This window comes from Rhizobium esperanzae (assembly GCF_002204185.1).
Classification (GTDB): Bacteria; Pseudomonadota; Alphaproteobacteria; order Rhizobiales; family Rhizobiaceae; genus Rhizobium; species Rhizobium esperanzae.
The window spans coordinates 21,276-31,135 of record NZ_MXPU01000032.1; the positions used below are offsets into that span (position 1 = coordinate 21,276).

14 protein-coding genes are annotated in these 9,860 nt (G+C 57.7%); all 14 read left to right on the top strand.

Translation table 11 applies throughout. The annotated features are described in order from the left end of the window. Window positions 1-114 precede the first annotated feature (114 nt). Window positions 115-645, top strand: a complete 531-nt coding sequence (locus tag B5E41_RS29190) for a hypothetical protein (RefSeq protein ID WP_088397106.1) — start codon at window positions 115-117, stop codon at window positions 643-645. A 47-nt stretch (window positions 646-692) separates the two neighbouring features. Next, entirely contained in the window at window positions 693-3,083 is a 2,391-nt protein-coding gene (locus B5E41_RS29195) for a hypothetical protein (RefSeq protein ID WP_088397107.1), read from the top strand. 24 nt (window positions 3,084-3,107) lie between these two features. Next, window positions 3,108-3,488: a hypothetical protein gene (locus tag B5E41_RS29200; protein ID WP_141098826.1), complete on the top strand. Its 381-nt coding sequence runs from the start codon at window positions 3,108-3,110 to the stop codon at window positions 3,486-3,488. Between the two features lie 125 nt (window positions 3,489-3,613). After that, complete coding sequence (locus tag B5E41_RS29205) at window positions 3,614-3,967, top strand: hypothetical protein (RefSeq protein WP_088397109.1); 354 nt, start codon at window positions 3,614-3,616, stop codon at window positions 3,965-3,967. Between the two features lie 9 nt (window positions 3,968-3,976). Next, on the top strand, window positions 3,977-4,423 hold the full coding sequence (locus B5E41_RS29210; RefSeq protein WP_088397110.1) for a hypothetical protein: 447 nt from the start codon (window positions 3,977-3,979) through the stop codon (window positions 4,421-4,423). A gap of 27 nt (window positions 4,424-4,450) precedes the next feature. After that, on the top strand, window positions 4,451-4,975 hold the full coding sequence (locus tag B5E41_RS29215) for a hypothetical protein (protein ID WP_141098827.1): 525 nt from the start codon (window positions 4,451-4,453) through the stop codon (window positions 4,973-4,975). A 5-nt stretch (window positions 4,976-4,980) separates the two neighbouring features. Further along, window positions 4,981-5,490 (top strand): hypothetical protein, encoded by a 510-nt coding sequence (locus B5E41_RS29220; RefSeq protein WP_088397112.1) that lies wholly within the window; start codon window positions 4,981-4,983, stop codon window positions 5,488-5,490. A gap of 415 nt (window positions 5,491-5,905) precedes the next feature. After that, window positions 5,906-6,169 carry a hypothetical protein gene (locus B5E41_RS29225; protein ID WP_088397113.1) on the top strand — a complete coding sequence of 88 codons (264 nt, stop codon included), beginning with the start codon at window positions 5,906-5,908 and terminating at the stop codon, window positions 6,167-6,169. 7 nt (window positions 6,170-6,176) lie between these two features. Next, complete coding sequence (locus B5E41_RS29230; protein ID WP_141098828.1) at window positions 6,177-6,890, top strand: hypothetical protein; 714 nt, start codon at window positions 6,177-6,179, stop codon at window positions 6,888-6,890. 2 nt (window positions 6,891-6,892) lie between these two features. Next, window positions 6,893-8,044 carry a hypothetical protein gene (locus B5E41_RS29235; protein WP_088397115.1) on the top strand — a complete coding sequence of 384 codons (1,152 nt, stop codon included), beginning with the start codon at window positions 6,893-6,895 and terminating at the stop codon, window positions 8,042-8,044. Between the two features lie 92 nt (window positions 8,045-8,136). Beyond that, window positions 8,137-8,697 carry a hypothetical protein gene (locus B5E41_RS29240; protein ID WP_088397116.1) on the top strand — a complete coding sequence of 187 codons (561 nt, stop codon included), beginning with the start codon at window positions 8,137-8,139 and terminating at the stop codon, window positions 8,695-8,697. Beyond that, complete coding sequence (locus B5E41_RS31970) at window positions 8,694-8,864, top strand: hypothetical protein (protein ID WP_176439518.1); 171 nt, start codon at window positions 8,694-8,696, stop codon at window positions 8,862-8,864. Before B5E41_RS29240 ends, B5E41_RS31970 begins: the two co-directional genes overlap by 4 nt. Further along, window positions 8,848-9,612, top strand: coding sequence for a hypothetical protein (locus B5E41_RS29245; protein WP_088397117.1), 765 nt, complete (start codon window positions 8,848-8,850; stop codon window positions 9,610-9,612). Before B5E41_RS31970 ends, B5E41_RS29245 begins: the two co-directional genes overlap by 17 nt. Then, window positions 9,609-9,860: hypothetical protein (locus B5E41_RS32035; RefSeq protein WP_210191830.1), on the top strand; the 252-nt coding region annotated here is incomplete at its 3' end. The genes B5E41_RS29245 and B5E41_RS32035, both read left to right, overlap by 4 nt.

Sequence of the window (9,860 nt, forward strand, 5' to 3'; positions counted from 1 at the left end):
TCAGTGCCCAATGGGCATAATATAGGCAGGCGGCAGGTTATTTTCGTTTTGCGCTTCCCGCAGTCGGATTCAACCTTTCGTTTTTGAGAACGAAGATTTGAAAGGTTGAGTACCATGGCTGACAGCATCATCGACATTAAAGGCATGGACCCGCGCAAGATCGCGGAAGCGCTCAAGGGCATGACCCCGGAGCCGAGCGACGTTATGGACAAGTTTTGGGTTCACAAGGCTTCGGCCACGGTCAAGCATATCGGTTGGATCGCCCTTACTCTCGAAAACGATGATGAGGTGCGGGAAGAGTTCACAAAGACCGAAGGCTGCAGCCCGTATTCGCTCCTGGGTATCCAGAAGCTCGCCACTGACGATTTCACGGCGATCAAGGCAATCAAGGTCGTTCTCTACCTCGCCAATATTCACGATGACGACGCTGATCCAGTAAAGGCGAATTTGCTGCGCAAGGCCGTGAAGTCTGGCACCTGGCTGACCACCGAATATCTTCACGGCATTTCGGAAACCAACAAGTTGCGTTGGAAAACCGCCATTGAAGACCTGTTTTCGGAGATTGAGGACGATCACGAGCTGGTCGAGCGCTTTTGCACCGGAACGAGGGCAGCACCAACCACTGAACCAGCCATAGCGTCTTAGCGCTGGCATCAGCACTTGGTCAGTAATTTAGAAAAAGGGTTTGAGTAATGGCTGACAATGTAAACGACATCATCAAGAAGCGCCTGGCAGCACGAGCAGCAAGCAAGCTGGACGTTGAGTTGCCTGCACCTGGCCTTAAGGGCCGGTTCGGCTTGTCCGCTATCGATCCTGACGCCTACGTGCGCGTCTTTGCGCCGACCCTGCCCAACATGCCGCCGCTTGAGCTGTCGGCCAAGGAAGTGGCGCAGGACGTTACCGATGGCTACAGAAACCGCGACTATGCGCAGGACGACCGCGCAATCATGATCCGTGAGCAGATGGAACGCCTCAATGAAGCCCAGGGCGGCGGCTTGGCGATGTTCCAGCAGTTGCGGTCGGAGCCGGGGCGCGAGTTTCGTTCCCAGGATTTGACCACCTATTACGTCGAGGCGGAAGGCAAGTTCCTCATCGCTAAAGACGTTCGCGGCAACTTTGAGGCTTTCGAGCTTTCGACCATCGGCAACATGCTTGAGCGCCAGGCAGCACAGCAGCGCGAGCAGGGCGGCGTTATTCCAAGGACCCCGGTAAAGAAGTTGAAGGGACCGACCCAGGCCGACACGAACAACCTGATCGCGCAACTGAAGGATCGCATTCGCGCCGTCAGCCAGGCGAAGGCGAGCGAGAAGGTTTACGAGGGCGTGCATCAGATCGCCAAGGAGACGACGGACGCCTATGTCACCGCTGCCTCTATTCCCGAAAAGAAGCTCCCGGCTATCGGTCTCGACGCCGACAAGGGCAAGGTAACGATGGTCCTCACTATCTCTGAGTATGGCCGCGAGGAAGGCAAGAACATGGTTCGCGAGCTGCGCGAGAAGGGCGGCGAGATCGAGCAGCATTCACTTTCCTACAAGGTTGATGGCGAGACCTTCACGCGGACCCGCCGGGATAAGACCGCGTTCGATTACAACGCGGCCGAGATTGAGCACGCCGTTGACGTGCGCCAGAAGGAGCTTGGCGCTATCGACGTTTGGGAAAGCAAGTCTCCCGCCCTCGATCTGCAGGCACGGCTTGCCGACGAGATCGAGCAGCAGAACGCTCACAGCGTGGCTACGTCAGACGAAATTTTGTCGGCGCTGGCGCAGTTGGACGATGGTGTCGCTGATGAGCCTAGAAAGACGGCCGAGCAGATCATAGCCGACGACAAGCGCATTCTCGATGAACGTTTCGAGCGCGACTTGATGCCTGATAGCGGTTCCGAACCGGAGCTTACCAGCGAGGAGCGGAAAGCCGCCGAAGATGAAGAGCGCCGGGTTGGTGCTGCGATAAGCGCTCGTGAGGAAGCCCGCGAGCTTGGCGAAAACATCGCTGCTTACGGCGAGGATCGCGGCACTGATCTGGTTTCGGAGCTTCGGGAGAAGGGCGGGGAGATCGAGCATGACGGCGCAACCTACGCCCTCGACGGCGACCGTCTCACTCGCACTCGCGACGGCGAGACGACCCACCACAATGCTTATGACGTGAAGGATGGCATCGACCATCAGCGCGAGGATGAGCAGCAGTCGAGGGAAGCTGCCATGTCGCCAAATGAGCGCATGGAAGCTGGCCTGTCGCGTCCGGAAAGCGTGACCGAAGAACAGTGGCAAGCCCTCGAAAAGCAGTATGAGCACGACCTGTTGATGGATAACACGCCAGAGGAGTTCCTTCCCGGCACGGAAGCGTTCGCCCGCGAGAATGTCTATGGCGATGACGGCGAGGCAGGCCCATACGTATCATCTGAAAAGGAGCTGGCCGATCACGCGCTTGGAATGGAAATCGCGGGCTACGGCAAAGATCGCGGCACGGATTTGCTGAAAGAGCTTTCAAACACTGAGGGCGAAATCGAACATGACGGAGCGACCTATGCTTACAACCGTCATCTGACGATCTCCCGCACGGTAGACGGCGAAACCACGGAGCATAATTATACCGAATTGCGCGAGGGTATTGACGCTCAGCGCGAGAAGGAACACGCCCAGGCAATCGCCTCGATGCCGTCTGAGCTTGAAGCCTTGAAAGCCGAGAACGCTAAGCTGCAGGAAAAGCTGGCTGCACTTCAACAGCAGCAGCTGCTGCAGCAGGCTGAAAAGACCCCGCAGCAGCCGGAAGCGTCTCAATCAGCCGTTTCCTCTACTCCCCAGGAGAAAGCCCCGGAACGTCAGCAGGCGGCCGAACAGCAGCAGGTCCCGGCCGAACAGCAGGGCAAGGGCGAGGTGAGTGACAAGCAGGTTACCGACGAGGTTGAGGGCCGCAGCAAGGGCGGCTGGCAGAGGGTAGCAGCAAACTGTCTTGAGGCTCGCAAGGAAGCTGGCGAGAAGATCGAGGACAAGCCTTTTGTTGCCCGCGCCCGCGAGAGCGAGTTTGCGGCCACCGCGCAGCGTCAGCAGACTCATGAGCAGAGCCAGGGGCAGGGCCTTCACTAAGGGTGATCGACCATGAGCGAGAAAGTGAAGCTGTCCTTTGCCGAGGAGAACAACGCGGAAGTGTTGCACATTCGCGCTCGCGACAAGGAGCAGTGCGACGCCAAGGTTGCGCGAGAGATGTCGATCCAGAAGCGGGAGGCGCAGGAGGATTTCGCCAACGCCGTGAAAGCGGGTTTGATCGAAACGCCCGCAACGCTGGAAAACAAGATCGAGCGCAACGAGCAGGCCGCGAGAAATGCCCTTGGAGCCAAGGCACTCCGAGACGCGAACGCGACGTGGGCCATAACGAAATCAGCCCTGGCGTCGATCAAGCCGGATAAGCCGTTTGTTGCCGCAGCGCGAGCGACGGAGGCCGCAGCGAGATCGCATCAGCCGTCGGAATCAATGAGCATGAAGCCTCGGTAATCTGGGCTTCTTTCGGAATCGAGGGCAGGGGAACCGGCCCATATGTTGAGCCACCAATATATTGACAAAGTGCCCAATGGGCACTATTATGTCAACAGCTTGTATTGCCATCGGAGTAACGTGTTATGGCTGCAAATGTATCAAAGGCTCGCCAGGCGGGCCAGCGTTTCGGCGCGGTTGTCGGAGGGGTCGCCGTGCTTGGCGCTCTCGGTTATTTCATCGCCCTTCCTGTCGTCGGTTCGTTCGTCGGCTTCCAGTATCGCATGAGCTACTATCGCGAACACTGCGATACGCAGCAGTGCGTCCGTTCGGGCTTTGGCTACAGGGCTGCAGACTGGCGAGAGACGCTTGATCGCGAGCGTCGCCAGACGGCATCCCAGGTCTGCCCTTACTACCTTAACGGCAGCATGTGGCAGCAGTGGGTGTCGCTGCGAAACCTGTCCTGGTGCGAAGCCTATCCCGAATACGCGAGCAAGTGAGATCGAGCTATGAATAAGCCTGTGAAAATCCCTGTCACACCGGCCGCAGTCATCGTCATCATCGACGGTATCATCATGACCGCTGGTTATGGAATTCTCGGAATGTCGATCATGGGAGCGGCGTTCGCTCTTCTGACCTTTAACAACGTCCGCCGTAGAACAGTCGGCCCGATTGGCTTGGTTGTTCTGTTGATGTTGACTGGTGGCTTCTTAGCTCCGCTTACAGCCATGCTCGCAGAGAAGCCGACCGGTGAAGAGCTTGCGAGCCATCGGAAATATGCCGCCGTTATCTGCCCGAGCTACTACCGCATGAATCTCGTCCAGGAGTTCAACAGCGGGCAGAGTTGGTGCCGGGAGTTTCCACAGTTCGATGCCGCTAGCGCGGAGGCCGCGAAGATTGACCGCGAGGCGACCGGCAGCACCGCCCCCGTTTCCTCTACTAGCCTTTGGAAGTGATCGACCATGAATAAAAAGATTGGCTACGTGTTCAACATGCCGGGGTTGGTGGCGCTTATTCTTGTCTGCGCAGTGCTGATCCGGTTCGATCACGGTGGGATCGCAAAGGCGATCTTTTGGGGCTATTTCGCCGCCGTCCTTTTCGTCATTCTTCGGAACTACCGCTGGAAGTTCCTTACCGCGACCGAGTTCTATGCGATGGGTCTTGCGCTCATCTGTTGCTTTGCCGCCGTCAAGGTGATGGAGCTGGCGAGCTACGATCACATCGCGCAGCTCCGTGCCAACAATCCTACGGTCGGCCAAATGGCTGTCGCTGACGATAATTGCCCTGATTTCGTTCAGGCTCATCGGCACGGCGGCAGTCCATATCCAAGGGAATGGGCTTTCTGCGTGAATTATCTCGACCGAGCCGGTGAATGGCGGGAGCTGTCGAAGGACGCTCGAAAGGAACGCGCCGCATGGATTGCCAGCCTTCATAAACAGGCCTCAGCCAAGATCGACGTGGAGCCGACCGCCAGCACTACCGAAACCAGTTCGGACCTTTGGAATTGATCGCCATGAACCCGTTCAAAATTTTTATGAAGCCATACGTTGGCATCCCCTTCAGCATTGCGGGCGCTTTCGTTCTCAATGCTGGATTTGTGTATCTCGGCGCGATCATGGCTTATTCATACATTGTCGCCATGTTGCTCCTCACGGTCGCCACGTATGGGCTGAAAACCGAGAGAGCCTGGGGCAACGTAGCTCGCCTTATTGCTCCTCTCCTTCTTATCTCGGCCTTCGTCATTCCAGGTGCGTTCGATATTCTTGACCGCAAGGGAAGGTTCGAGAGAGACATCATTGCCGAGATACGCCCGGAATATATCAAGTCGACCGCCGCAATGGCCTCGCGACTTTGCCCGAAATATTTCACCGCTGGCCTTTGGGATCACTACGTCCGGATGCGCGATTATTCGTGGTGCCATCTCTATCCTCAGTTCGATCCCGTTCAAAACGTCGCGTCGGCCAAGCTCGATACCAACGAGATCGGCAGCACCCAGGAGAGTGTGTCCAGCCTTTGGAAATGATCGGGGCTGATCGGGTCGAGCAGCAAAGGAGGCTTTCGGGCCTCCTTTTTATTTGGGCCAGCGCCAAACCGACACCGGGAGCCGGGGAGTAGTCCACGATGAGGCTCCTATGGCTACCTTTAACCCGTTCTCCCTAGCGCGAATTTCCAGATCGCCCGTTCCCGGCCGCTATGCTCGATCCTCCGATAGTGCTCCTGTCGCTTCCCGCCCTGGAGGGCGCAGAAAGAGATGCTATAACGCTTTCGCATTTCTAGTATAGTGGGGCGGCGTTGCAGCCGGAATCGGGAATAGAGAAACAAAGATCGGAGAGCCAATTCATCCACTTAGGCACTAGTATAGCTCACTCATCTGTTGACAAAGTGCCCGATGGGCACCATTGTAAGGCTCGATCAACATCATGGCAGGTATTGAGTAAATGGACCAGCAGCAGGGCAACCCGATCATTCAGGAAGCACTTACCAATATTCGCGAAATGCGGACGTTGGCAGGGGAACTTGAGGTCCTTGGATACCGGACGTTTAGCACTCCCGGTCTTGATGTAGTTCCTGGCGATTGTGTGCGGCAGTTGCGTGAGGCGTTGGACGCCCTCGACTTGACGCAGAAGAAAATCAAGGCCGCAGGACGCGCCCTTTATGTGATCAACACGCCGAAGTTGGCAATGACAGCCGATGCGGCGTGAAGGGGCGATGATGGAGAAGATTACGAATCCCGACATTCTCAAGCGCCAGGCCGAGACCCGCGAGCGCTTCAAGGCGGCCCGGACACAGCTTGAGCAGGCCAAGACCGCAGCGCTGATGGACGAGGATCGCCGCCGTATGCAGATCACAGAGGCAGCGCTAGAGCAGATGAAGACCGAGCGCGAGGCTTGGGCTGGCGGGAAGTCGGAAGAAGACGAGGTTTTTGCCGCGTTTGCCCGCGTGACCATGCCACAGGGTAGCAGTGCACTTGAGGCTCCGATTGATCCAGACACACCGTTTCGCCGTTCGGAGTTCCGGGAGCGCCTGGACCTCCACTATTCCGGCTGGCGCGATGCTATCCCCGAGTTTCCGGAGCTCAACGCCGCTGAGCTGATCGAGTTGGCCGAGTATTGCGAGCAGATCGTTGACGAGCTGCAGGACACCCACACGCGGGACACCCTGCATTCCGTCTTTGTCGCCGTGGACAATCAGATCGGGACCGCTAGCAATCTTTTGACCGAGAACAGCTATTTGGCCGTCCTCGCACTCGTGAACGCCTTGGAGCTGTTCGACGAGCAGGAAGAGGGCGCGGCCGACCATTCCAAGCTGATCGGGAAGTATCAGGCTATCGCGGTTTCATGCCTCGATATTCAGGCCCAAATTATGCGCGACCGTGCGGCAGACTTAGCCCCGGGCGCAAACGAAGTAAACGAGGGAGAATGACCATGTGGCCGAAGTCGAAGACCAAGAAGATCACCGTTGCCTTCCATGGCGTCCGGATCAACATCGATACGGAACTGCCAATCATCAAGGCCGGGGTCATCGAGCTTTTGCGCGATCATCCGGAACTTGCGCTTTCCCGCACCCGTGAAGGCGTTCTTTCTATCGATCAGCTGACACGCGACATTGCAGCCCGCGATCAGCAGATTTCATTGCTTCAGGATGCGGACGCCGCCAGCAGCTATCACGCCAGCCGTGCCGAGATCGAGCGCACGGCGAAGCTCCGGACTATTCAGGCCGAGGTTTTCGCGCAGCAGGCCCCGATTGTCTTTGTCGGCAATAGCGAGGAAGCTACCGCTGTTGATTTCTGCCTTGCTGCAGCCCTCGCGGTTTCTAGGATTGGTGACGGTGAGATTTCCTACCAGGTGAAGGCATTGCTGCAAATTGCCCTTGAGTGCGCCGAGAGCGAAGCCCAGGCGGCGAAGGCCATGCTTGAGCAGCAGGCAGTCCGTCGGCCGCCTATGCCGAAACATGCTGCTTCCCGGCCGGTTCAGGGTGGAGCCCTCAAGCTCGATGCGATGAAGGTATCGCAGCCGGAATTGATGGACGAACCGGGACCGTGGAAGGCGAGGCGTATTCCGTACAACAAGGACCGCCTTTTCACGAGCGCCGAATACCTCGACCATTTCAAGGCGAAGTGGAGCGGGGTTGCGTTGGCTGACGAGAAAGCCGGGAGCATTGAAGTTTCGGCTCGCTTGCTGGAATTTGCGAACGCGCTGCGCTTTTCGAAGTCGAATGTTGTTTCCTTGCGCAAGAGCAATCTCGACGGGCTGAAATGGCCGGTTGTCGTTCGCCGGTTCCTTGACGAGATGTTCCCGCCGAACTTCGAAGCCAAAAGCTTGCGTGTCACAGCGATCTTGAGCGCGTTGCTCGACGCCGAGGACTTGCATGAGGAGGGCGCTGACTTCCGCTACGTCGCAAACCACGTTGTTGCCGCGTCCGAGTTGCTTGACCAGGAAATCGCATTCCAGCAGGCGGAGCAGATGAAGGCGAACCGGTCTCCAGCGACCGGCCCCGTTGCTCTCCCGGCCGTTTCATCGGTTGCCAAGGTGGATGAAGTCGAGCGAATTTGGACCCGCGATCCAGACGCAGAATAAGCCGTCATTACCTCACTAATCTGTTGATAGAGTGCCCAATGGGCACCATTATGTCAACAGGTTAGGACGCCGGTTTGTATGGAGTTACGGCAATGGCTTGGACGCAGAAATTCTACATGGCGGACCCGCATTTCGGGCACCAGCTCATGATCGACAAATTGCCGGACACTCGCCCTTTCGAGACCGTAAGGGGCATGGATGACGCCATTATCGAGGCGACCAACGAGCGCGTCGGTAAGGGCGACATTCTCTATATCGTTGGCGATTTCGCAGTTACCAAAGATGAGAACTATGTGGCCCAGGTATTCCGACGTTTGAACGGCCGGAAAATCCTCATCATTGGCAACCATGACGTTGACGACAAGGGGAACCTCAAGCCGTCTCTCGCGAAGCTCGAATGGGATCAGCCTCCCGTTTTCTCGTTGCAGACCAGCGACGAGGGGCAGCGCCTTTTCCTTGCACACTACGCGCACCGCGCCTGGCCGGGACAGCATAAGGACGGCTGGCATTTCTACGGACATTCCCACGGCCGTATTCCTCACATCGGCCGGTCTCGTGACGTCGGTATTGACTGCGCCGATATTGGCCTTGGTCCGCAAACATTCCGCGAGCTGACGGCCCGCTATCAGGTGGAAGCAGGAGAATGGGCATGAAGCTTTTCGACCTTTTTCGCCGCAAGCGTCAGCCTGTCGTGCTGAAACAAGCGACCGAGCAGGTTGCGCGGATTGTTGCCGAGGCAGCTAACAGCCCCCGGCCACTTTTCCCATTGGGAACCGGCCTCAGCGTTGTCAAGGAAGAAGCCCATGGCAAAGAACCCTGATATCCATGACAAGCTGTTGCGTGCCATCGACCGGCGCGACCCTTGGAGTGCCGGTGATCTAATCGACTGGCTTCGCGAACATGGTCCCGACTACATCAGAGACCATTTCAACGAGAAGCGGGCGGCAATTCACCTGGCACTGGCCGTCGCGACCGAGCTTGGCGATGATCCGGCTTCCCCGGCTATCGTTGCCAATCTGCGCGAGATCGCGGCCGAGCTTGGGGAAAAGCCGATTGCCGAACAGCTCACGGACCTTGTTCAGGCCGTCTACTCGTTGGAAGAGACTTTCGACAACCTGAAATACCGGTCCTCGCACATCATCGCCAGCGGGGAGGCACCACGCGCGTTGTTTGAGCCGCTTACTGAGCTTCACAAGTCGCTGACCTACACCATGTCGATTGCCGAGTTCATCGACAACGAAACGAAGGGTGAGAACCCGCCGACGATCAAGCGGACGGACTTCAACGCCGACTACGATCACCTTTGGACCGACGACCTCGCGGCCGTGCCGGTATCGTATGCCTCGCGTGTGGATGCCCTGTTCAAGGCCGTGGACGACCTTAATAGGGTTCCGACAGCCATTCAGGATACCCGGCTGGTTTGGGCGACCTTGAGCTTTCATGCGAACGTTGACGGCTCTTGGACGGCGAGCGCTCAACCGGCGATCAAGTCAAAGCATTGGAGCGCTGCAAAGGCCCTGCACCTTGTCCAGGCGTTCGATGCTTTCAATCGTGGAGAGGAGCCATGACCCGTGACCGCTATTCCTGCGAAGCTGGTTGGCACCCCATCGTTGATAGGTTCGTCGCCGTCGGCCAGGAGCACAAAGGGTTCGAGCTTTACCGAGCTGGCGAGAAATGGGGTTTCCTCGATCTCGCATGGGAAGCGAACGGCGGCCGACCGGAAGCCTTGAAAGCTGCCGAAGACATCGCTTTCGAGGAATCGCCGCGGACGTGCGAGATTTGTGGAGCCGCTGGCTCCTTGCGCACATTCCACTGG

Coding starts and splice junctions, on each gene's coding strand:
- B5E41_RS29190 (WP_088397106.1), top strand. CDS start 115: ATGGCTGACAGCATCATCGACATTAAAGGCATGGACCCGCGCAAGATC.
- B5E41_RS29195 (WP_088397107.1), top strand. CDS start 693: ATGGCTGACAATGTAAACGACATCATCAAGAAGCGCCTGGCAGCACGA.
- B5E41_RS29205 (WP_088397109.1), top strand. CDS start 3,614: ATGGCTGCAAATGTATCAAAGGCTCGCCAGGCGGGCCAGCGTTTCGGC.
- B5E41_RS29210 (WP_088397110.1), top strand. CDS start 3,977: ATGAATAAGCCTGTGAAAATCCCTGTCACACCGGCCGCAGTCATCGTC.
- B5E41_RS29220 (WP_088397112.1), top strand. CDS start 4,981: ATGAACCCGTTCAAAATTTTTATGAAGCCATACGTTGGCATCCCCTTC.
- B5E41_RS29225 (WP_088397113.1), top strand. CDS start 5,906: ATGGACCAGCAGCAGGGCAACCCGATCATTCAGGAAGCACTTACCAAT.
- B5E41_RS29230 (WP_141098828.1), top strand. CDS start 6,177: ATGATGGAGAAGATTACGAATCCCGACATTCTCAAGCGCCAGGCCGAG.
- B5E41_RS29235 (WP_088397115.1), top strand. CDS start 6,893: ATGTGGCCGAAGTCGAAGACCAAGAAGATCACCGTTGCCTTCCATGGC.
- B5E41_RS29240 (WP_088397116.1), top strand. CDS start 8,137: ATGGCTTGGACGCAGAAATTCTACATGGCGGACCCGCATTTCGGGCAC.
- B5E41_RS31970 (WP_176439518.1), top strand. CDS start 8,694: ATGAAGCTTTTCGACCTTTTTCGCCGCAAGCGTCAGCCTGTCGTGCTG.
- B5E41_RS29245 (WP_088397117.1), top strand. CDS start 8,848: ATGGCAAAGAACCCTGATATCCATGACAAGCTGTTGCGTGCCATCGAC.